25 protein-coding genes, 5 tRNA genes and 1 pseudogene are annotated in these 21,873 nt (G+C 41.9%); 26 read left to right on the top strand and 5 right to left on the bottom strand.

The window, feature by feature from the left end:
- Positions 1-137: 137 nt before the first annotated feature.
- The 11 genes from SUN_RS12535 (at position 138) to SUN_RS12585 (ending at position 8,152) form a co-directional block, all read left to right on the top strand.
- Positions 138-1,814 carry a L,D-transpeptidase family protein gene (locus tag SUN_RS12535; RefSeq protein WP_012084187.1) on the top strand — a complete coding sequence of 559 codons (1,677 nt, stop codon included), beginning with the start codon at positions 138-140 and terminating at the stop codon, positions 1,812-1,814.
- Between the two features lie 3 nt (positions 1,815-1,817).
- A complete protein-coding gene (gene coaE, locus SUN_RS12540) occupies positions 1,818-2,411 on the top strand; it encodes a dephospho-CoA kinase (RefSeq protein ID WP_012084188.1) in 594 nt (197 codons plus the stop codon).
- Positions 2,408-3,154 carry a diaminopimelate epimerase gene (gene dapF / locus SUN_RS12545; protein ID WP_012084189.1) on the top strand — a complete coding sequence of 249 codons (747 nt, stop codon included), beginning with the start codon at positions 2,408-2,410 and terminating at the stop codon, positions 3,152-3,154. The genes coaE and dapF overlap by 4 nt, the downstream gene beginning before the upstream one ends.
- 9 nt (positions 3,155-3,163) lie before the next feature.
- The gene (locus SUN_RS12550) at positions 3,164-3,802 is read left to right on the top strand and encodes a tetratricopeptide repeat protein (RefSeq protein ID WP_012084190.1); all 639 of its coding nucleotides are present in this window, start codon (positions 3,164-3,166) and stop codon (positions 3,800-3,802) included.
- Between the two features lie 47 nt (positions 3,803-3,849).
- A tRNA-Val gene (locus SUN_RS12555) sits at positions 3,850-3,925 on the top strand.
- Positions 3,926-4,098: 173 nt separating this feature from the next.
- On the top strand, positions 4,099-5,328 hold the full coding sequence (locus tag SUN_RS12560; protein ID WP_012084191.1) for a tyrosine-type recombinase/integrase: 1,230 nt from the start codon (positions 4,099-4,101) through the stop codon (positions 5,326-5,328).
- Positions 5,325-5,861, top strand: a complete 537-nt coding sequence (locus SUN_RS12565; RefSeq protein WP_012084193.1) for a hypothetical protein — start codon at positions 5,325-5,327, stop codon at positions 5,859-5,861. The genes SUN_RS12560 and SUN_RS12565 overlap by 4 nt, the downstream gene beginning before the upstream one ends.
- Positions 5,862-6,061: 200 nt before the next feature.
- On the top strand, positions 6,062-6,244 hold the full coding sequence (locus SUN_RS12570) for a helix-turn-helix transcriptional regulator (protein ID WP_012084194.1): 183 nt from the start codon (positions 6,062-6,064) through the stop codon (positions 6,242-6,244).
- Positions 6,245-6,469: 225 nt separating this feature from the next.
- Positions 6,470-6,853: a hypothetical protein gene (locus SUN_RS12575; RefSeq protein WP_012084195.1), complete on the top strand. Its 384-nt coding sequence runs from the start codon at positions 6,470-6,472 to the stop codon at positions 6,851-6,853.
- Positions 6,854-6,860: 7 nt separating this feature from the next.
- Positions 6,861-7,622 (top strand): hypothetical protein, encoded by a 762-nt coding sequence (locus SUN_RS12580; RefSeq protein WP_012084196.1) that lies wholly within the window; start codon positions 6,861-6,863, stop codon positions 7,620-7,622.
- Positions 7,623-7,954: 332 nt separating this feature from the next.
- Positions 7,955-8,152 carry a hypothetical protein gene (locus SUN_RS12585; RefSeq protein ID WP_041672796.1) on the top strand — a complete coding sequence of 66 codons (198 nt, stop codon included), beginning with the start codon at positions 7,955-7,957 and terminating at the stop codon, positions 8,150-8,152.
- 217 nt (positions 8,153-8,369) lie between these two features.
- Here SUN_RS12585 and SUN_RS12590 read toward each other — a convergent pair whose 3' ends face one another.
- Positions 8,370-8,588 (bottom strand): helix-turn-helix transcriptional regulator, encoded by a 219-nt coding sequence (locus SUN_RS12590; RefSeq protein WP_012084198.1) that lies wholly within the window; start codon positions 8,586-8,588, stop codon positions 8,370-8,372.
- Between the two features lie 139 nt (positions 8,589-8,727).
- On the opposite strand from SUN_RS12590, the gene SUN_RS12595 reads away from it, so the two are divergent.
- The 3 genes from SUN_RS12595 to SUN_RS12605 are packed head-to-tail and all read left to right on the top strand — an operon-like array spanning position 8,728 to position 9,440.
- On the top strand, positions 8,728-8,916 hold the full coding sequence (locus SUN_RS12595) for a hypothetical protein (protein WP_012084199.1): 189 nt from the start codon (positions 8,728-8,730) through the stop codon (positions 8,914-8,916).
- Positions 8,916-9,185 (top strand): SH3 beta-barrel fold-containing protein, encoded by a 270-nt coding sequence (locus SUN_RS12600; RefSeq protein ID WP_012084200.1) that lies wholly within the window; start codon positions 8,916-8,918, stop codon positions 9,183-9,185. Before SUN_RS12595 ends, SUN_RS12600 begins: the two co-directional genes overlap by 1 nt.
- A 33-nt stretch (positions 9,186-9,218) precedes the next feature.
- Positions 9,219-9,440, top strand: coding sequence for a hypothetical protein (locus tag SUN_RS12605; RefSeq protein ID WP_012084201.1), 222 nt, complete (start codon positions 9,219-9,221; stop codon positions 9,438-9,440).
- Positions 9,441-9,847: 407 nt separating this feature from the next.
- Here the strand turns inward: SUN_RS12605 and SUN_RS13830 are convergent, their stop codons facing one another.
- Both SUN_RS13830 and SUN_RS13285 read right to left on the bottom strand, forming a co-directional pair.
- Positions 9,848-10,033 carry a hypothetical protein gene (locus SUN_RS13830; protein ID WP_041672797.1) on the bottom strand — a complete coding sequence of 62 codons (186 nt, stop codon included), beginning with the start codon at positions 10,031-10,033 and terminating at the stop codon, positions 9,848-9,850.
- A 9-nt stretch (positions 10,034-10,042) separates the two neighbouring features.
- On the bottom strand, positions 10,043-10,699 hold the full coding sequence (locus SUN_RS13285) for an IS30 family transposase (RefSeq protein WP_232501365.1): 657 nt from the start codon (positions 10,697-10,699) through the stop codon (positions 10,043-10,045).
- Positions 10,700-10,833: 134 nt separating this feature from the next.
- Here SUN_RS13285 and SUN_RS12620 point away from each other — a divergent pair, with 134 nt between their 5' ends.
- Together SUN_RS12620 and SUN_RS13835 are read left to right on the top strand one after the other, a co-directional pair.
- Entirely contained in the window at positions 10,834-11,526 is a 693-nt protein-coding gene (locus tag SUN_RS12620) for a transposase (RefSeq protein ID WP_050748034.1), read from the top strand.
- 119 nt (positions 11,527-11,645) lie between these two features.
- Positions 11,646-11,807 (top strand): annotated as a pseudogene (locus SUN_RS13835) (transposase); the annotation flags it as partial.
- Between the two features lie 170 nt (positions 11,808-11,977).
- Here the strand turns inward: SUN_RS13835 and SUN_RS13420 are convergent.
- Positions 11,978-12,106, bottom strand: coding sequence for a helix-turn-helix domain-containing protein (locus SUN_RS13420; protein ID WP_083760495.1), 129 nt, complete (start codon positions 12,104-12,106; stop codon positions 11,978-11,980).
- Between the two features lie 368 nt (positions 12,107-12,474).
- Between SUN_RS13420 and SUN_RS12625 the strand changes: the two genes are divergently transcribed.
- From SUN_RS12625 to infC, 3 genes are all read left to right on the top strand, one after another.
- Positions 12,475-13,524, top strand: a complete 1,050-nt coding sequence (locus tag SUN_RS12625) for a GGDEF domain-containing protein (protein ID WP_012084202.1) — start codon at positions 12,475-12,477, stop codon at positions 13,522-13,524.
- 88 nt (positions 13,525-13,612) lie between these two features.
- On the top strand, positions 13,613-15,427 hold the full coding sequence (thrS, locus tag SUN_RS12630; RefSeq protein WP_012084203.1) for a threonine--tRNA ligase: 1,815 nt from the start codon (positions 13,613-13,615) through the stop codon (positions 15,425-15,427).
- A 53-nt stretch (positions 15,428-15,480) separates the two neighbouring features.
- On the top strand, positions 15,481-15,975 hold the full coding sequence (gene infC / locus SUN_RS12635) for a translation initiation factor IF-3 (RefSeq protein WP_041673145.1): 495 nt from the start codon (positions 15,481-15,483) through the stop codon (positions 15,973-15,975).
- A gap of 64 nt (positions 15,976-16,039) precedes the next feature.
- Here the strand turns inward: infC and ilvD are convergent, their stop codons facing one another.
- A complete protein-coding gene (gene ilvD, locus SUN_RS12640; RefSeq protein WP_041673146.1) occupies positions 16,040-17,728 on the bottom strand; it encodes a dihydroxy-acid dehydratase in 1,689 nt (562 codons plus the stop codon).
- 188 nt (positions 17,729-17,916) lie between these two features.
- Between ilvD and SUN_RS12645 the strand changes: the two genes are divergently transcribed.
- From SUN_RS12645 to SUN_RS12675, 7 genes are all read left to right on the top strand, one after another.
- Positions 17,917-17,991: transfer RNA gene (locus tag SUN_RS12645), tRNA-Gly, on the top strand.
- 44 nt (positions 17,992-18,035) lie between these two features.
- Positions 18,036-18,122 (top strand) — tRNA-Leu (locus SUN_RS12650).
- Between the two features lie 12 nt (positions 18,123-18,134).
- A tRNA-Cys gene (locus SUN_RS12655) sits at positions 18,135-18,210 on the top strand.
- A gap of 51 nt (positions 18,211-18,261) precedes the next feature.
- Positions 18,262-18,349: transfer RNA gene (locus SUN_RS12660), tRNA-Ser, on the top strand.
- 931 nt (positions 18,350-19,280) lie between these two features.
- Positions 19,281-19,907, top strand: a complete 627-nt coding sequence (locus SUN_RS13545; protein WP_148154717.1) for a gamma-glutamylcyclotransferase family protein — start codon at positions 19,281-19,283, stop codon at positions 19,905-19,907.
- 29 nt (positions 19,908-19,936) lie between these two features.
- Positions 19,937-20,350, top strand: coding sequence for a very short patch repair endonuclease (locus SUN_RS12670; RefSeq protein WP_012084207.1), 414 nt, complete (start codon positions 19,937-19,939; stop codon positions 20,348-20,350).
- Positions 20,351-20,415: 65 nt separating this feature from the next.
- Positions 20,416-21,873 carry an ATP-binding protein gene (locus SUN_RS12675; protein ID WP_012084208.1) on the top strand — a complete coding sequence of 486 codons (1,458 nt, stop codon included), beginning with the start codon at positions 20,416-20,418 and terminating at the stop codon, positions 21,871-21,873.

A 21,873-nucleotide genomic window follows, 5' to 3' on the forward strand; every position in this document is an offset into this window, starting at 1 on the left:
CACTCTGTTAACAGGAGGTTAAATATGAATATAAGTCCAGATAAAGCGTTATATAGCGTCCGTATGCTCTCTCTCAAAGAAAATCTGTAAAAATTTTGCTATACTCTGATCAATATTTTTTATTTTGGAATCTGCCCATGAAACGCTTACAAAAACTGATTCATCTCTTGCTCGGCACTGCCGTCATCTCCCTTTTTCTCTTTTCAGGAAGTGCAGCAGCCAAAACGGCGGATATCGCTTTCAGCGAGAAGGCTTCGGACATGATGATCCAGGCACTGAAACCGGAACCCGACAAAAGCTTTCTCAAGCAGCTCTATACAGAGCTTTTCTACCTTCCCATCTGGATCAAAAAAGACAAGCCCTCCAAAGTAAGCCAGGAGCTCTTTGACATCATCAAATCTGACAGATCCCTGGAGAGAACGACGAACCTCTACCAGAATGCCCTCTCCCTCGAAGAAGAGATGCATCAGCTCTACGACTACCCAAGCAGTATCGTGCAGAAGATCAACTGGGAGTTCAAGATGAGCCAGCTCTATGAAGAGTATGCCAACTACGTCATTTACGGCAGTATCAACTGGGGTGCCCTGCAGGCGAGGCTCTCAAACCTGCGTGTCTCCGCCATCACTGCGGGGTGGATCACCTACAAACCCGACAGCAGTCCTCTGCAAGTTGCGGAAAATGCCGTGCTTATGGGAAGCCTGAAGAAAGCATTTCAGGAAGCAGAACCCCGAAAGTACCATTACAGAGCCCTCAGGAAATATCTTGACAAATATATCGCCATCAAAGAGAACGGCGGCTGGCCGACCGTCAACATCAAAGGTGTTCTCCGACCGGGCCACAGGAACCCCGCCGTACCGGACCTCAGAGAACGCCTGCTGATCACCGGGGACTACATTCCCTGCGATGAGAGTGATGAGAGCGACCTTTATGACAACTGTCTCAAAAAGGCGGTCATACGCTTTCAGAAACGCAACGGGCTGAGCGCCAAAGGTGTCATAGGCAAGAACACGCTCAAAGCACTCAACCAAACCGTAGATGAACGTATTACCATCATTAAAATTAACCTGGACCGGATCAAATGGCTGCATGAGCGTCCGGACAACAGGCATATCATCATCAACATCCCCGATTACCGGCTTTACTATGAAGTGAACGGGAAACTGAAAATGACGATGAAGGTCATTGTAGGAAAACGTAAGAACCCCACACCGATCTTCTCAAACCGTGTCAAAAGCGTCGTACTCAATCCCTACTGGAACGTACCCAAGAGTATTATCCAGAAAGAGATGATCCCCAAACTACTGAGAAATCCGCATGCCATGGCGGGGCAGGGTATCGACATTTACACCGGATGGGGGAAAGATGCCAAAAAGGTAAGTGGAGGCTCGGTCAACTGGGCGCAGTACCGCTACAGCAAGACCGTTCCCTACCGTTTTGCCCAGAGACCCGGAAACAGGAACGCCCTGGGGCGCATCAAGTTCCTCTTCCCCAACCAGTTCCATGTCTACATGCACGATACACCGACCAAATACCTGTTCAAACGGGATAAAAGGTCCTACAGTCACGGCTGCATCCGGCTGGAGAAACCCAAGCTGATGATGGAGACCATCGCCTCTTTCAACCCCAGTCTCGAACTGGACAAAGCGTACAAGATCCTCAAGAGCAAGAAGAACACCTATTTCTCTCTGGAGAACACCATCCCCATCGATGTGGTCTACCTCACCGCCTGGGTCGACTACGACGGGAAACTGCAATTCAGGGATGATGTCTACAAATACGACGAACTGATGATCGCTTCAGTACGTAGATGGTAATTTATGTCCTTCAAATACGCCATTGCCCTCACTGGAGGGATCGCTACCGGTAAAAGTACCGTTTCAAAGATCTTTGAAGAGGAAGGCTTTACCGTCATCGATGCAGATAAGATTGCCCATCAGGTTTTAGATGCGTCCACCGATGAGGTTGCCGAACTCTTTGGAAAAGAGTTGCTTCTGGAAAACGGGGTAGACAGAAAAGTGCTGGGTGCCATCATATTCAAAGATACTCAAAAACGCAAAGCCCTTGAAGCACTGCTGCATCCTCTTATCTACGAGGAGATCCTGCGGCTTTCCAAGATAGAGGATAAAAAAAAGAAGCCTTATCTGATAGACATACCTCTTTTTTTTGAGACAGCTCGCTATAATACTTACAAGGTCATTGTGGTTTACGCTATGCAAAGACAACAGATCGAACGGGCCATACGAAGAGACGCTCTCCCCAAAGAGGAGGTGGAGCACCGTATCGCAGCCCAGATCGACATAGAAGAAAAGAAAACCAAAGCAACCTACCTCATAGACAATAGCCGGGATGAATCACAGCTTCGTCAGGAGACGATGCGGGTCATCTACAAGATACAAAAGGATTTTTCATGACCGTGACCAAATATTCCGCCAACGGGAACGACTTTGTCATTTTCATTGCACAGGAGCATGCCGACAGGTCCGAACTTGCCAAAAAACTCTGTCACCGCCAGAATGGCGTTGGTGCCGATGGTATGGTAGTGGTCCTGCCGCACAAAAAATATGATTTCGAATGGGAGTTCTACAACTCCGATGGTTCCGAAGCAGACATGTGCGGCAATGCCAGCCGTGCCGTGGCCCATTTTGCCCATGAAAAAGGCATCTCCAAGGACGGGAAAGCGGAATTCCTGACCGGAGCAGGAGTTATTCGTGCCACGATCAACGGCCTCTATGTCGTCAGCGATATGGTCGAACCCGATATCCAGCGTGATGACATCGACGAAAACGGGGAGAGGTGGTGGCTTATCGATTCCGGTGTCCCTCACCTGGTCGCCATCCAAGAGAACATCGACAGCTTCGATCTCACCGAGGCACGCAGGCTCAGAGAGAAGTACAACGCAAATGTCAATATCTGTCGTCTGGACGGTGACACCCTTTATGTCAGGACCTATGAACGCGGAGTGGAAGACGAAACACTGGCCTGCGGAACAGGAATGGTCGCCTGCTACATCCGTCTGCACAAAGAAGGGAAAGTACCTGACCAGGTCAAAGTACACCCAAAAAGCGGTGACGAACTCTATGTAAGCTATGAAAATGGCGTGTACCGTTTTGGCGGGAAGGTTACCAAAACGTTCATCGCCGAAACACTGATATAGGAGGAAAAAATGAAATTATTATGGATCATATTGCTTGCTGCCGGACTTACTGCAGGTGAATTTGAGGAGGCTGTAGCTGAATATAACCAGGGGAACTATATCAAGGCACTCGATACCTTTTATGTTCTGGCAAAAGAGGGACATCCCAAAGCACAGTTCAATGTAGGGCTGATCTATGCCAATGGCAAAGGGGTGAACAAAGACATCTATCAGGCAAAGGAGTGGTATAAGAAAGCTGCGGAGCAGGGTAATACTGCTGCACAGTACAACCTGGCAAAACTGATCGCACAAAAAACTGACAAGAAAAATTCCCATGTGAATGAACAGATAATATACTGGTATGAAAAAGCTGCCGAGGGAGGCCAAAAAGAGGCGATGAACGACCTTGCACTACTCTATTTGAAAGGTAATGGCGTCAAACAAAACAAACGCAAAGCCTTCGAGCTTTTCAAAAAAGCCGCACAACTGGGTGATACTTCGGCACAGATCAATCTTGCGCTGATGTATGCCTGGGGTGAGGGAATCCCCAATGACAAGGTCAAAGCCTACAAGAATCTGAAGCAGGCACTCAAACAGGGTAAGACAGAAGCCTCTGTCTACCTTGAGCGACTCTGTAAAGAGAGCAACTGGGCCTGCCAAAACGATTAAGAGATATTTTAAGTATCTCTTGGCTATAATTTCACCCTACAAAATGTGATCGCGTAGCTCAGTTGGTAGAGCACTACCTTGACATGGTAGTGGTCGTTGGTTCAAGTCCAATCGTGATCACCACTCCACAATTTAACCCAATCTAACAAAACCTAACAAAGCCCCTTAAATACGGGATTTAAAGCATATTTATCATCTAATACACTCCAATACAATTTAGGGACAACTAATAATTTTAGGGATAATTATAGGGACAAGTGCTAAAATAGGGTTATCCCTAAAGGAGAGTTATCCCTATGGCACGTATCACTAACCCCCTGACAGACAAAGAGATCAAGGCTGCGAAACCAAAGGAAAAAGAGTACAAACTCTTTGATGGAGGAGGTCTTTACCTATCAATTACTCCAAAAGGTCAGAAGTGGTGGCGTTTGAAATATCGCTTTGATGGAAAAGAGAAGCGTATCTCATTAGGAGTGTACCCTAATACCTCTCTCCAGGATGCAAGGCAGCAAAGAGAAGATTTTAAAACACAAATAGCTAAAGGTATCGACCCATCACGAGAACGTAAAGAGAAAAAGGAAGCGGTCAAAGCTGAGGTTTTCAAGAGCCGGAACACCTTTAAAAGCATTTGCCTTGAATGGATAGAGCTTCAACGTCCACAAATGGCAGAAGCCACACTCTCTAAGTATGAAAGGACTCTGGAGAAAGACTTTTATGCTCCTCTGGGAGATAAGAGCATGAATGACATCACCCGTCACGACCTCATCACCATAGCTCAGGTCATACAGGACAGAGGTGCAGTAGAAACCGCCCACCGTTCATTAGGATTATGTAACCGTATTTGGCGGTATGCCTTACAGTTTGACAAAGTAGGTCATAACATTGTCAGCGATATTTCCAAAAAGGATGTATTGCGATCCTATAAGAATAAAAGCTTTAAAACCATAACCGATGAGGTGCGTATCGGTGAACTTATGAATGCTATTGACAATTACACTGGAGAGTTTACAACCAAATCAGCATTAAGGTTACTACCCCTTACTTTTGTCCGACCTCACAATATCCGTTATGCTGAGTGGTCAGAGTTTGATCTCGAAAATGGGATATGGACTATCCCAGCAGAAAAAATGAAAATGAAAAAGGAACATAAGCTACCACTTGCACCACAGGCGGTAAAAATCCTTAAAGAGATATACCCTTATACCAATGATGCAAAGTATGTATTCCACAGCCCTATAAGCCGTTTAAAGGCTATTTCGGAGAACACGCTCAATATGGCACTTAAACGCCTTGATTTTGGCGGTGAGATAGTTTCACACGGATTTAGAGCTATGTTCAGTACATTAGCTTATGAGAGTGGTAAGTTCAGGAGTGAAGTGATCGAGGATCTGTTAGCCCACCAAGAAGCGAACCAAGTCAAAAAAGCATACAACCGTGCAGCATATGATGCGGAAAAAAGAGAGATCGTTGAGTGGTATGCTGATTATTTGGAAAATGTAAAAATTAAAGAAAGGATTAATAAATGAATGCTAATACAAACAATGAAGAAGCTATTAGAGAGCTGGATGCAATAGTAAATACATATGGCATTGATGTTATCCGGGAATACCTCAAATCTTATAATAAACAAGCAAGGAGAAAACAAAAAAAAGGTAATAAAAAAGATGAAGTAGCTATTGATGTGTATAATCTGATTATGAGCGGTGAATATGATTTAGCCCATGCAATTATTGAGATTAGTATTCAGAGGGATACATCAGACGCAACAGTGAAAAATCATAAGAATGCTTTTTACCAACAAGCAAAACAAGATTATTTAAGAGCATATGAAATTTATTTAAAGACATATGATGCAAATAAAAATTTTGTAGGGATAGAGTTAACTACAAGCTGGAGTGGCTACGAGGAGCTTTACTCCACAATATACGAGCATATGGAAAACTATACTCAAGAAAAATTGAAAATATACTACTACCTTTTTAATGATGTTTTCTTGGACAAAAAGGATGTGAAAGAAAAAATAAAAAAACTTGAAGAAAATGTTGAAATTCCCTTTTAAGTACTAAAAAGATATTAAGTAAGTACTTAAAAGGTATTAATTTACTACTAATATTGTGCTATTAAAATGCTACTAAAATATTAAGCTAATACCTCTCTTCAAAAGCCCAGTTTATGGTATTTTAACTCACTTATATCTATGTCATAATTCTCTCATATAACGTTATAAAACCCTATATCAAATATTAAAAGGTTAAGACAATGAGAGAAGAACAACCCCGTAAACAAAACTACAGAGCCAAAGAAGCAGCCGAGTATCTTGGAGTAGCCCTATCGACGATCTGGCTATATGCAAAGCAAGGACGCTTAACACCTATCAAACTATCCCCACGCATTACAGTATTCAAAAAAGATGAGCTGGACAATCTTGGAATAACCGCATAATGGTTATCTCTCCCAGGAGGTGTAATATGTAGGATACATTCACCAAAACTTTAACAGAGTAAAGAGGTGATGAGGTATCGAGTGCAGGAACTCAATTATACCACACTTCACTCTCTTATTCCTCTTAAAGTACCGACCTCAACCCACTTTTGGGCTTTTGAAAAATGCACCTAATGCAGGAGGATAAAGCTCACTCTGATTTTTGTCAAATTCAAGGAGTTCACAATGACAATAGAACAACACGAACTATACGAAAAACGTACCAAAGAGATGGAAACCATAGCCAACATCATCGAGGCATTACCGATCAATGAGCAATGGATTAAACTCTTCACAGCAATGGCTTATTATAGAGGCTGGAGAAAGCTACCCGAGCATAAGCAAGAAAAGCTTATCAATATCGCTGAACAAAACAGCCCCTCAGTTGCCACTATTGTAGAGCAAAGGCATACAAAACTGAGTCTTGATAAGATCGAGCGTATCGCTACAGTAGTCACAGACGAAGCAGACAGAGCTAAGATACGGGACTATCTCCTAAACCTGAGCTGGGAGAATGCAAAAAAGAGCATCAATCTCATCATAGCATCCTACGAAGATCAAGCTGCATAGAGGCTAAATGACCCCTGAACCTTTGCACCGTCCTTTTATCGGTATAAGTATATGCCAAAGCGACTACAGCAAGGTAAAGGGGCTACTCCCATCACCAAGTTATACTGATACGCTTTATTCAAGAAACTCACAAACCCTTATATTGATCTATGAGATAGAAGGCTACATCACTTCACCAAATCAGTACCGATGGATAAGCAATATCAAATTAGGGCTTCAAGCATTTCTATGTGTGGCTTTTAAATATGTTGATGAATTCCATATCACAGACACGACAGAAGTTAGAGGCAATATCTACACCATATCCGAACTCTCAAAGGCATTTAAAGCCCCGATGATCATCTACCCTGATATAATGTACCCCTCAACGAAACAAGAGCTTTATAAGCGTTTATGTTGGTATGGTCAAAGACTAATACACCAAAGAGCATTTACCAAAGAGGCTATGACCTCAGCAGCTCTACAGATGAATGACAAGTTAGATAAAAAGTATCAACCCAAAGAACTGCATAAAAAAGCACTGGGTGCCTATATGTTCATCGATCAGAATAGAGACAGGTTTCGAGTCAGACTTAATGATGTTCAATTAAAAGAAGCTCACTCAAAAGGTGGACAACTTAGGAGAGATCAAAGAGTGCAGCAAACGAAAGAGAGAGTGCAGCAACTTTTAAAGAGTGGTGACTTCTTGAAACCTAACGGAAAAGCCAATCTGACCGCTCTTGCTAAAGCTATGAATATGACACGAAAGACAGTAGCCAAATATGTGTAGCCCTCCACCTCTTACCATGATACAACAGCTAACTACCCACTTTCTCACAAAGCCCCGCCACAGCGTAAAGTTGAGAAGTGCAAAAGTGGCAAAAAACAGGATAGTGTTATACAACAGCTAACTACCCACTTTTTAGATTTAGTGACAAGGTTTTTCAAGGTATGAACCTTAGCAAAACTTAGCATTTAGATGTTGATAAAAGTTGACATTTAAAAGAGTTTTTTCACACCATGCAGACACTAAAGAAAACAGTAAGGAAATGGCCAATCATATAACCCAAAGGGTATTAAAAAGATATAATGGTGTTTCATCTTAATACAGGAGGTTTTACGATGGATGATAAAGGCAAAAGCATTACAAAGACAGTATCTATGTCAGATATGCCAAAAGAAGCCGTTAACGAGGCTTTAGCGAGTGCTAAGAGAGCACAGAAGATCGTTAGGGCAAAGCTCAAGGCAGGAGAAACCATAGAGATACCGGAGTGGTTGGATAAAGCATTGGATGAGGTGGATGATATTTCAGACAAGTAACGGGGGCGTTCACATCTCTACAATCCTCATAGCCGTACACCGATGCCCCAGCCTTGATTTTGTGCGTACCAATTTCAAAAAACCTAAAATAGGTTTCACTAAAGGCTGCTGTGAATAAAATCGATAGGTTCTGCTGTGATATTTGCGCATAAACGGGGGGTGCTAACCCCAAAGTACCTCTATTTTTAAAGTTTTCCCAAAGTGTAAAAGGTCTACCCTATTTTTGACACACTGTTTCTTGCAATAGCTGCTTCAACTCTTTGCACTCTTTATTGTCTATGTATAGATCAAGCCACGACTCCACCCATGATGGGATAGGCTTATTATCATCATTCCAATTGTTCACAGTGTTGTAACTAATATTTGCTAATTCTGCAAAATCCTTTTTGCTTAATCCTATGCCTTTAAGCATACTTGTTAATTGTTCCTTATTCATTAATAACCTTATATTTATATCTTTATGATGTAATATTTTACATAAAAACATCTAAATAATACATTATCACTTGACTTTTATATTTATATGATGTATAATTACTAATATTAAACATCATAAAGATGTAAAAAGGCATAAGATGAAAAAGTTAGACTTAATCGCATTAGACAATGGAATTGAAAACACAGGCGATGCGTACGGTAAAACATTGCTGCTACAAGCCATACTAAACAGCATGAGTGAAGAGGAAGCCAATAGCTTTATGAATGACACGTTAATGATGTTGGATGATGAGATAGAAGCGTATGACATAAGAGAGGTAGCATAATGCAGGTATCACGGTTTAAAGTATTGAAGATCATCAACGACACGAACGGTAAAATATTCGCGGTGCAGTTCACAAAGAAAGACGGAACGCTTAGAATGATGTTAGCCCGATTAGGGGTTCAAAAAGACTTGAAAGGAGGTAACAATGGTGCAAGTGAAAAGAACAGCTTAATCACCGTGTGGGATATGGTAGCAAATGGCTATCGTATGGTGAACTTGGAAACGCTGCTCACGCTCAAGGTGGGCGGTGTAAGATATGAGGTCGTTTGACCTCAACACACAAAAAATATGAAAGGGTAGAAGATGAAAACAGAGATCATGGAAATAGAGCATAACGAGTTTTGGAAAAGGGTGCAAAAGCTTGAACAGGCTACAGCAGCACTCAAAGCGGTGAAATACAGTGCGATAGGGAACCAATACAATGAGCATGTTGCGTTGACCCAGGATGAGATAGAACATCTATGTGATGCAGTAATAGAGCTAATAGAACCGGCAAAGGATTTATTTTATAGCCATACCCCCTAAATAAGTTGCAAGAGAGTTTCTGTGATCTGCTAACAAATATCGACCTAACTAAAGTTGGCACGAGATTGCATGACTATGTAGCAAATTATCATAAAGCCAATCTGTGGCACAATAAAAAATCTAACAAAAAAATTGGGAAAATATGAGAGGCATAAACCGGGTAGCTGAAAACTGGTAAATAGTCAGCACCAAGACAGCACTTACCTTTAGATTTTAGGGATAGTTTTAGGGATAACTTTAAAGACTATGCCTTTATGACCCCATAAAATAGGCTCATTCGAGAGTAATCGTGATCACCACTCCACAATTTAACCCAATCCAGTAAAACCTAACAAAGCCCCTTAAATATGGGATTTAAAGCATATTTATCATCCACCCATTAAATCATAAGTGCAATTCCACCTCAATCAGGCAGTTAATTCCTTAGCAAATTCTTCGAAAAATACTTCATACGGTGTTCTGTAGTTCAGTACTTTTTGCGGCCTGTGATTCAGCTTCTCTTGTATGGTAATGATTTCCTCCTTAGATATCTGCGTAAAGTCACTCTTCTTAGGAATGTACTGTCTTATCAAACCATTTGTATGTTCATTCAAGCCTCTTTCTCATGAGTGATATGGATTGGCGAAATAGAAATCTGTATCAAGTACTTCAGATACTTCTTTGTGGTAGGCGAATTCTTTTCCATTGTCTGATGTAATTGTTTTTACAATCGATTTGATGGGTTCAAGCATCTCAATGAGCGCATGGGTTACTATCTGGGTATGCTTAAATGAAACTTTCTTTATCAGAGTGAACTTTGACTTTCTATCAACCACTGTCACCAAAGCACCAATATGGTCTTTACCGATAACCGTATCGATCTCAAGGTCTCCTATACGTTTCTTCTTCTCAACGATCTTTGGACGTTTGTCAATCATGGTACGGTCAATGATCATGCCCCTGCGCTGATAATTTCCGGATCGTTTATGATACTTCTTGTTCTTGTGTCTGAGGTATTTGTAGAGTCTGCCTTTATGGGCTTTGTCTCGGTAAATGAATTGATAGATCGTTTCATGGGGAATGGTGCCAATACCATCATGTTTCATTCTCCCTGCGATCTGCTCGGGAGACCATCCTACTTTGAGCTTGGTTCGAATATATTTTTCTACACCTTGATTAATAACTGTATACTTTGGTTTGAACTGATGCCTCTGTCTGGTATTCAAATGTGCTGTAGAATATTCATATCTGTTGGAATGCTTATCCCAGTTTCTTCTGATCTCTCTACTTAGTCACCCCTTAAAAACCCAAACACCTCCTTAAAACAGGCACTTTGGAAGCGATAAAAGGGTATAATTTCAACCAATAAACATAGTAAAAACAGGTCACTTCCTGGTCGAAACAGGTGTTAAAATTGCTTCCACAAACTCCAAAAAATACACAACCCAATCTTTTTCATTCACAGCTTCGAGATATGCTTGACAGCAATGATCCTCTCATTGCCCTTGCAGATACCATAAACTGGGAATTCTTCGATGAGTCCTTTGCCAAATACTACAGTGATGAAGGCAGACCGGCAAAGCCGATCCGCCTGATGGTCGGACTGCTGCTGTTAAAACAGTTGGAGAATCTCTCTGATGAGAATGTGGTTCTACAATGGAAACGTAACCCTTACTACCAATACTTCTGCGGTATGACAGAATATGTTCCGGCACTGCCTTGTGATGCAACAGAACTTGTCAAGTTCCGTCAGCGTATCGGAACAGAAGGGGTAGAGTCAATCTTTGCAATGAGTGTTGCACTTCATGGTAAAGATGCCCAGGAGAAACAGGTCATCATCGATACCACTGTACAGGAAAAGAATATTACATACCCCACAGATGGTAAACTGGCTATCAAGATGATCCATCATTTACACAACATTGCAAAAGAAGAATGCATACAATTAAGAAGAACCTATGTCAAAGAGATCAAAGGTCACAGGATTTCCCTTAGATTTTTCAGACATCCAAAGAAGATCAAGAAAGCCAGAGCTGCCATGAAAAAACTTGGAACCATTGTTGGTATTCTTATCAGGGATATTTCAAGAAACCTCGATGAAGCATAACTTGAAAAACATAAAGAAGCATTTGATCTCTATACAAAAGTGATCAATCAAAAGAGGTAGACGGTACAAAAATCTGCATTCCGGGTACACCCCTTAAAAGGGATACCAAATACCAGAAAGAACAAAAACGAAAGAAGTTCAGAAGACGGGCTGCCATTGAACCCATCATTGGTCACATAAAATCAGACCATAGGTTGCAAAGGAACTATTTGAAAGGATTTGTGGAAGATCAGATCAACCTTTTACTGGCTGCAACGGCATTCAATCTCAAGAAGTGGATGAATAACTTCTCGGTGGTGCTTTTTTTAGTCAAAATTGCATATGTCATTTACTTTATGCTGCATATCAGAGCCGAAGAAAGACGAAAATATGCTGATCTTTATCTGATACTTTACAGGTTGTGGTAGAATTGATGGTATAGAATAGTTGGTCTGTCTGAGAAGTAGATTTTTCAGGGTTGACTATTTATCGTTGAAGGATGAACTCCGATATGTTCCGCAATTTCTTTTTGTTTGTATCCTCTCCCCAATAAAATCGAAATATGGTATCGTTCTTTGAGGGTTAATTGTTTGTATTTCATAGTGCTTTCCTGGATTTGTGGTGAAAAAAGGATAACCTATGATCGGTTAACCCTCTCTTTCACGTAACTCTCTCAGAAATTGCACTTTTGGTTGAATTGGCGAATCAAATTCCTACTTCACTTTTCCAAAACAATCCCAAATCTCGAAATAGAATTCTTGTAATCTTTGCCATGCTCGTGTCCATGGGGTTTGTTTTCATGTTTGAGGCGTACCCGTAGGTGCGGTGATGAGCAGGAAGCGAAGCCCATGAATGCGATGATTGTGAAGAGTGGTGAATTTCTATTTCGCGATTTGGGACAATCATTATCGGATAACTATTAAAATTATATGGTAGAATTATAATCTATTGCCAAAAAGGGAGATATATATGCCGGAATCACAACTGGAATCACAACTGGAGTATCAGGAAGAACACTTCTATAGTATGATGAGAATGAGTGTTCTGTTGGTATTGACCTTTTTAAGTTTTTTTATCAGTCCAAATTTCATACCAAAGATACAGCTCCTACAACTGGTTCTTGGTACACTAATGATTATTTCTTTGGCCTACCATGCACTAATCACTTATATGCCAGATCGTTTTGTTATTATCAGGAAAAATCTTCTTCTTTTGATGGACTTTTTCATACTGACATTCTTTATAGATGCACTGGGAGAGAACGGCATCTATCTTCTGCCACTCTATGCGATTATTGTTATGCAGAGCAGTGTAAGCTACGGTCTGAACTACTATGTCAGCGGTGCCGTGATTGCCATAGCCTCATTGGCCTATCTCGTAACCTTTTCCTCCTACTGGAAGGGACAATATGATATCATTGTGGCTTTTGGTATCACCACACTGCTTGTACCGCTTTTCTATATCAAAACGCAACTCAGACTGGATAAAAAACTCAATGAAGCTGAAGAGAAGATCGCTTATGTGGACCAACTCGAAGAGAATATAAATATAGAACTCACTGGTATAGAAAACAGAGATACTTACAAAAATACCCTCAAAGAGCTTGTGAAAGAAAAAGCAACATTTAGCCTTCTTTTCATTTCACTGCAGCAAAACTTTGACGGAAAAAAAGAGGAGAATGTTAACGAAACGCTCCTACAGGATATAGTAGATAAGATCAACAAGATTCTTGATCAAGATGATCTCTTTGTCAGACTGAGTGGTAGCGAATTTGCTATTATCAGTAAAAAACCACGTGCTTTCCTCCGAAAATATCTGCAGAAACTTGAGAATGCTATTATTTCTACACACAAGGTCAACGGCAGAAATGTCCATATTGAACCCAATATCGGTATAGCACTCTATCCTGAAGATGGTCAAAATGAAATGGCTATCGGTAAATGTGCCGATGAAGCCATGCATGCGGTCAAAGAGAAACAAAACATTCACCATCTCTTTTATCGTGGGAATGCAAGTTAATTTTGGTATAATATGCCCATTTTTAACACGGCCATTCTATGCATTTCAGCATGATCAGACTGGTCGCATATGACAGAAAAGGGTTATTGTGAGTGAAAATCTAATTGGTTACATAGACGACCAGGGTAACATCATAGACACACAGAGTGCAGGAGAGAACTGTACGGCGAGACCGATAGAATTTGATAATTCGGAGAAATCACTGGAGATCATCAGGCACTCCACCGCGCACCTCATGGCACAAGCGATCAAAGAGCTCTACCCTGATGCACAGTTCTTTGTCGGGCCGGTCGTGGACGAGGGATTCTATTACGACTTCAGGGTCAATGAGAAGATCGGTGAAGAAGACCTTAAAACAATCGAAAAGAAGATGAAAGAGCTCATCAAGAAGAAATACAAGATCGAAAAATATGAGATCAGTAAGGACGAAGCACTGAAAAAGTTCGCCAATGACGACCTCAAGCAGGCGGTACTTTCACGAATACCAGACGAGACCGTTTCCATCTACAAACAGGGTGATTTCGAAGACCTCTGTAGAGGGCCTCACGTACCCGCTCTCAGATTTCTGCACAATTTCAAACTGACAAGGGTGGCAGGTGCCTATCTCGGCGGTGACGAGAATGCGGAGATGCTTACCCGTATCTATGGTATCGCTTTTGCAGATAAAGAGTCGCTGAAGAGTTACCTCAAAATGATGGAAGAGGCCAAGAAGCGCGACCACAGAAAGATCGGTACGGAGATGGAACTCTTCATGTTCAACGAAGAATCCGGTGCAGGCCTGCCTTTCTGGATGCCCCAGGGAGCCAAGCTCCGCTATAAACTTGAGCAGATACTTCACAAGGCTCACCTGGTAAGAGATTACGAACCTGTACGCGGTCCAGAGATCCTCAAAGCCGACATGTGGCGGACTTCCGGGCACTATGCCTGCTACGGCGAGAATATGTATCTTACAGAGATCGACGGTCAGGAGTACGGCATCAAGCCGATGAACTGTATCGGGCATATCCAGATCTTCAAACAGACACAGAAAAGCTACCGTGACCTGCCGGTAAAATATTATGAGTACGGTGTGGTACACCGACATGAGAAGTCGGGTGTACTCCACGGACTGCTGCGTGTAAGGGAATTCACCCAGGATGACGCACATATCTTCTGTGCACCGGAGCAGATCGCTTCGGAAGTTCTCGAGGTAGTGGAATTCGTAGACTCTGTTATGAAACTCTTTGAATTCGAATATACAATGGAAATTTCCACCAAACCGGAAAAGGCCATCGGTGACGATGAGGTGTGGGAAACGGCAACGCAGGGGCTGAAAGACGCGCTCAAGGGCAATGACCTTCCCTACACCATCGACGAGGGTGGCGGAGCGTTCTACGGGCCGAAGATCGACATTAAGATCACCGATGCGATCGGTAGAAAATGGCAGTGCGGGACTATTCAGGTCGACTTCAACCTGCCCGAACGTTTCGACGTGGAGTATGTTGCAGAAGACAACAGCCGTAAACGCCCGGTAATGCTCCACCGTGCGATCCTCGGATCGTTCGAGCGCTTCATCGGTATCCTGACAGAGCACTATGCAGGAGAGTTCCCTTTCTTCATCGCACCGACTCAGGTCATCTTCGTTCCTATCAGCGAAGGCCATGCCGGTTATGCCTACGGGCTTAAGAAAAAGCTGATGCTTGAAGGGATCGACTCCGAAGTGTCCGACAAGAACGACTCACTCAACAAGCGTATCAGAACGGCTGAAAAGCAGCGTGTTCCGTATGTTGTGATCATCGGTGATGAAGAGGTACAGAACAATACCGTGGCCATTAGGAACAGAAGGACCCGCGAACAGTATAATCTTACACAAGACGAATTTATGGTAGAATTAACCAAACAACTTCAAGAAGGAAAAATTTGAGTAGACAAAACGACAGAAACAACAGGGGTAGAAAGAAAGCTGACAGCACTATTATGAATGATGCCATCAGAGCGAGCGAACTGAGAGTGTTGGGAGATGACGGTGAACAGTACGGTATCATTTCCAGGGACGAAGCACTGAAGATCGCGGAAGACAAAGGTTTGGATCTGGTACTTGTATCACCTGATGCCAAACCGCCTGTTGCCAAAGTAATGGACTACGGTAAGCACAAATACCAGCTCGAAAAGAAGAAAAAAGAGGCGCGCAAGAACCAGAAGAAGATCGAGGTCAAAGAGGTAAAGTTCTCCTGCAAGATCGCGGACAATGACATTGCATACAAAGTGAAACATGCACGTGAGTTCCTTGAAAAAGGGAAACATGTCAAACTGAGAGTCTTCCTTAGAGGAAGGGAAATGGCAAACCCTGAATGGGGTGTCGAAGTGCTCAACCGCGTCTGGCCGATGCTTGAAGATATCGCACAGCTTGAATCTCCTGCCAAGCAGGAAGGCCGCTATATCAATATGTATGTTACACCACTGAAGAAATAAACTGTCAAACCCTGACAGTTCCCTAACTACGTCATTCCGGACTTGATCCGGAATCCCCCTTTTTTTATTCCGCTTCGAGAACCGCTCCATTGCTGGCATTGGTCACCAATGCTCTGTACTGTCTGAGCCACTTGCTCTTGAGCGGTTTAACGACTGGTTTGAATTTGTCTTTCCTCTCTGCGATCTCTTCAAACGTAAGTTTTGCTTCCAGGATATAATTGTCTACATCGAGATGAATTTCATCACCGTCTTCAAGCAGGCCGATCAAACCACCTTCTGCCGCTTCAGGACTCACATGACCGATACTTGCTCCTCTGGTTGCTCCCGAGAATCTACCATCGGTGATCAGTGCAACTTTATCGCCTAGACCCATACCCATGATGAGGCTGGTAGGACTGAGCATCTCCTGCATACCCGGTCCGCCTTTGGGGCCCTCATAGCGAATGACCACTACGTTCCCGGCTTTAACTTTACCGCTCAAAATACCTTCAATAGCTTCATCCTGCGAATCAAAACAGACGGCTGTCCCTGTAAAGGCTCTGTCCCCCGTGATCCCTGCTGTTTTGATAACCGCACCCTGTTCTGCAAGGTTTCCGTAAAGGATCGCCAAACCTCCTACTTCAGAGAAAGGGTTGTCTATCGTATGGATAATATTCGTATCGAGGATCCTGGCATCTTTAATGCGCTCATAAAGGCTCTCCCCCGTTATGGTAGGGTTGTCTATTAGAATATCATCTCCGCGTTTATGCATTTCGTGCATCACGGAACTGACGCCGCCGGCTGTATTGATATCTTCCATATGAACGGTTGTCAGTGATGGAGAGATCTTGGCGATATGAGAAACACGTTTACTGATCATATTGATATCTTCAAGATTGAAGTCCACTTCGGCCTCTTTGGCAATGGCAAGCATATGAAGTACCGTGTTGGAGCTTCCTCCCATCGCCATATCCACAGCAAAAGCGTTTCTTACAGCATTTTCATTCAGAATATTTCTCATACGGAATTTTTCACGCTCTGCCGCTTCGGATTTTGCAATTTCACAGATGCGTCTTGCCGCTTTCTTGTAAAGTTCCGTTCTCTCCGGGGTCAAAGCAAGGATCGTACCGTTACCCGGCAGAGCAATCCCCATCGCTTCCATGAGCGTATTCATGGAGTTCGCCGTAAACATTCCCGAACACGATCCGCCGCTCGGGCAGGCATTGCATTCCATTTCCGCGAGCGTTTCCTCTGTGATCTCTCCCGCTTCGTACTCCCCTACCCCTTCAAAGACAGTAGCAAGGTCGATAGGTGTACCGTCATCCATATGTCCGGCAGCCATCGGCCCGCCTGAGACAAATACTGTAGGTACATCTACACGCAGCGCTCCCATGATCATCCCCGGAACGATCTTGTCACAATTGGGGATAGCGATCATTGCATCGAGTTTATGCGCATTCATCACCGTTTCTATAGAATTGGCGATGATCTCACGGCTCGGCAAAGAATAAAGCATCCCGTCATGCCCCATAGCGATCCCGTCATCCACACCGATGGTATTGAACTCAAAAGGGACACACCCATTGGCACGGATTTCATTTTTAATAACCTCGGCTACTTTATTCAGAAAATAGTGCCCAGGGATCAATTCAATAAAAGAATTGGCAACACCAATGAACGGCTTATCAAAATCTTCATCTTTGAGTCCGGTGGCACGCAGTAGACTTCTATGTGGAGCACGATTGTACCCTTTTTTTATCTCGTCACTTCTCATCATACAGTTCTCCTTCAAAAGGGACAAATCCCTTTTATATTTCTCAGTATTGAGAAATTAATTATTTTTATTTTAAGAGATTATAGCACTTTTATATTCAAAAATCCTACTTCCTCTTTACTTTAAAAACTTTTTTAGCTATAATCTCACTCCAATTTCAGGGTAAAACTCTTTAATGGTATGGATGCGCGGGCGTAGCTCAGCGGTAGAGCATAACCTTGCCAAGGTTAGGGTCGACGGTTCGATCCCGTTCGCCCGCTCCATAAAAAATAAAAACTAAATATTTAATAAACATGGTACCTACAATGCCCGGGTGGTGGAATGGTAGACACAGGGGACTTAAAATCCCCCGGTCATTGTGACCGTGCCGGTTCAAGTCCGGCTCCGGGTACCACTTATATTTAATGGAACCATCGCCAAGTTGGTAAGGCCGCAGCCTGCAAAGCTGCTATTCGCCGGTTCGAGTCCGGCTGGTTCCTCCATTAAATCCAGGTTTTATCTTTTTTGGATAGAATTCTATTTCTACATACTGTCGGGAGATGTCAGAGCGGTTGAATGTGCCGGTCTTGAAAACCGGTGAGGGTAATACCTCCGGGGGTTCGAATCCCCCTCTCCCGGCCATACATTTTAAACAATCCAAACTAAGTCCCAAGACAGCGTAACTTGAGAGCATTTCAACGATTTTACTATTCTCATTCTCCCCACATATTCCCCACACCAAAGTACAATCCAGAGCATCGAGTGAAATTTGAAGAGCACTTGAGCCCTATGTAGAAACACAGGGCTCAAAACACTGATTGAACGATCCGTCACATGTCGGTTATCATCAGATGTATATCGATCGATAGCTGATATACAACTCCTTATCCTTTACAGGTCTCTTAGTTCAGGTGTTCCGGTTTGATTAGAGAGGGCTTTCGCCTCTTGAGAGGTCTTGAGTCGGCTTTTTGATGGGATGCGTTTCAATCTGTGTTAAGCTATTACATTCTGGTAACCCAAAAGAGTCCCCTGATAGACTCGGCTGAAAACACGGCGTATGTGCTATCAACTCTAGAACGCTTTCACGCTCACAATGCCAGCCCGGATCATATCTTTGACTTAGATCCGGATAAGGCTGAACCCCCGGAGGGTGTTATGTAATTTTTTTGGAATTTTGATGAAGTAGAACTTAACAGTGACAAGGTGTTGATTAAGAAGTATTTTTTTGCTATACTTCTTTCAACGTAAGTCAAAGATGATTGAGGTATCAATTCAGGTGCATCTTTGGCTTGCTACTTCTTTCCGTATTATTGAAAATCACACGAAAAATCATTACTAAGATTATTCTCCAAAGATTGTTTTTTGTCAAAAATGAAAAAGTATGAATTGACACAATTTGACAACAGTTGACAGAGAAAAATATCTACTGCTATGAAAAAAAGAAGAGGCTCTTTTTTGACCTTTTTACGAAAAGTAACACTTCTTTGATATATCATGAAAAAACAAGCTTTTGCAGCCTCAGAATCTAGTTTTGGAATATATCGTGACAAAATTATAAAAAAATGCTATAATATTGTCACGATACTATAAAGGAGAAAGCACTATAAACAAGTACATAGAGAAGATTGAGCGAAAAATAAATAGACTTTCTATAAATACTATAGTGCCTTTTTCCAGGGTGAAAACAAAAGATGTTTCAACAGATACCCTTAGAAAGATACTGCACCGCCTCCACGATAGAGGGATTATTACAATCACTGGGCGAGGAGAATTTAAGCGCATAAAGCCTTTTAGGGAAATGCTTTTTGTTTACGGCTCTCTCAAAAAAGGTTTTGACAACCATCATCTGTTAAGTAAACATGCCAAAAGGGTTGGAAAAGCTATTACCATAAGTAAGTTCGGGATGTTCGAAGACAGCTTCGGGAACTATCCCTATTTAATCCCGGTACCACAGATAAGGATACATGGAGAACTTTATGAGCTTCACCGAAAAGAGCTTTTAGAGAAGCTGGATAGATTTGAAGGGTATCCTGAATACTACGAGAGAAAAAAGATCCTTGTAAAGACGCATAGAGGTACGGTGAGAGCCTTTGTGTATATACAACCTCATACTGCTGTACCCCAAGGACAAAAACCACTTAGAGAGTGGACGGCAGATACAGATTCTAAAATAAAGCAGCTTGAGGATTTTCTTAAATGAGTAGTGTTATATTTTGATACAATTAAAGTATGAAAAATAAGAAACCTATTAGCCGTTCAGAAAATATGCGCCGTATAAAATCAAAAGATACATCTATTGAAATTCTTCTCAGAAAAGAGCTCTGGAAGAGAGGATTGCGTTATCGCAAAAATGTAAAAGATGTTTTTGGCAAACCTGATATCGTTTTCAAGGGTAAAAAACTGGCAGTTTTTACAGATTCTGAGTTTTGGCATGGAAAATATTTAATGGAAAAAAAGTATATTCCAAAAACTAATACAGAATATTGGGTGAAAAAAATTACACGAAATATTGAACGGGACAAAGAGGTTGTTTCCTTTTTGGAAGAAGAAGGGTGGACAGTACTTCGTTTTTGGGAATCAGATATTAGAAAGAGTACAAAAAAATGTGCTGACATAATAGAAGGTGCATTAAAAAGACTATAAAGTATTAAAGATGTATAACAGTCAGTATTCATTATAATAATTAAACTATTTTAAAGAATTTTCTGATGTCCCAAACGAACTACGAACTTACTTTGCCAAATCCAAAGAATTTGATTCATGCATTGCGTGATATAGGCTACTCTTTGGAAACCGCATTGGCAGATATTGTTGACAACAGTATCACTGCGCAAGCTTCAGAAGTACATATTTATATTTCATTTCAAATGCAGGACAGCTATATCGCAATTGTTGATAACGGAATTGGGATGAACAAGGAGGATCTTCGCAATGCTATGAGTCTTGGTTCTTTTGATCCTTTGCTTGAGCGAGAGCATAAAGATCTTGGGCGATTTGGTTTGGGACTTAAGACAGCTTCTTTTTCTCAGTCAAGTAAATTAACAGTTGTATCAAAACAAGAAAAAGAAATCAATGCAAGATGCTGGGATTTGGAGCATGTCTCCAATGCTAAAAAATGGGAAGTTGCAGTATATAGTTCCGAGCAGGCTAAACAGATACCAAAAATAAATACATTGGAAAAGACTGGTACGCTTGTATTGTGGGAGAAACTAGATCGATTGATTGATACAGGGGGTAAGCGAAATCCGGAAGATATATTTTGGGAAAAAATAGATGCAGCAAGGGAACACTTGGGCTTAGTATTTCATCGATATCTTTCTGGTGAAGCTGGACTAAAAAAACTGTCTATTTTTGTTAATGGGGATCCTATCATACCATTTGATCCTTTTGAAGGAGCAGGAAAGCATTTCCCGGAAGAGACGATTGGAAAGATTAAAATACAAGCGTATCTTTTGCCTCATCAGAGCAAAACAACAGCAGAACAGTACAAAAAGCTTGAAGGCAGAAATGGGTACATGAAATCCCAGGGTTTTTATGTATATCGAAATAGCAGGCTAATGATTCACGGCACATGGTTCAGGCTTGCAAAACAAACTGAAGCTACAAAGCTTGCCAGAGTAAAAATAGATTTGCCAAACTCTGAAGATTTCTTATGGTCTATTGATGTTAAAAAATCGAGAGCTACTCCTCCGGAAGCAATTAGAACAGAACTAAAAAGAACCATTGACAAAATAACCTCCTCTTCGACAATGGTATATAAAAACAGAGGCGCCCGTATTTCCAAAAAAAATTATGTACCGATTTGGACAGAACAGCATCAGCATAATGAAAAAAGCTATAGAATTAATTATGAAAATCCTTTAATCAGCTCTTTATTGACTTCTTTGGATACAGAAACTGAAAGCAAAGTTAAGGAAATCTTATCTCTTGTTGAGAGTGCACTGCCCCTGGATTCTATTTTTGCAGATCTTGCTACCGAGCCTGAAAATGTAAAACAGGACGGAGTAACAGAGGAAAAGTTAAAAGATTATGCAGAACAGTATTGGGAAATAATGGTGAATATGGGGAATGATGCAGCCATAGTAGCTGAAAAATTTAGGCAAACAGAACCATTTAGCAAATTTACAGATTTTTGCGAATCTTTTATAAAAACAAAGGCGGTATAA

It is taken from the genome of Sulfurovum sp. NBC37-1 (assembly GCF_000010345.1).
In the GTDB taxonomy this organism is placed as follows: domain Bacteria; phylum Campylobacterota; class Campylobacteria; order Campylobacterales; family Sulfurovaceae; genus Sulfurovum.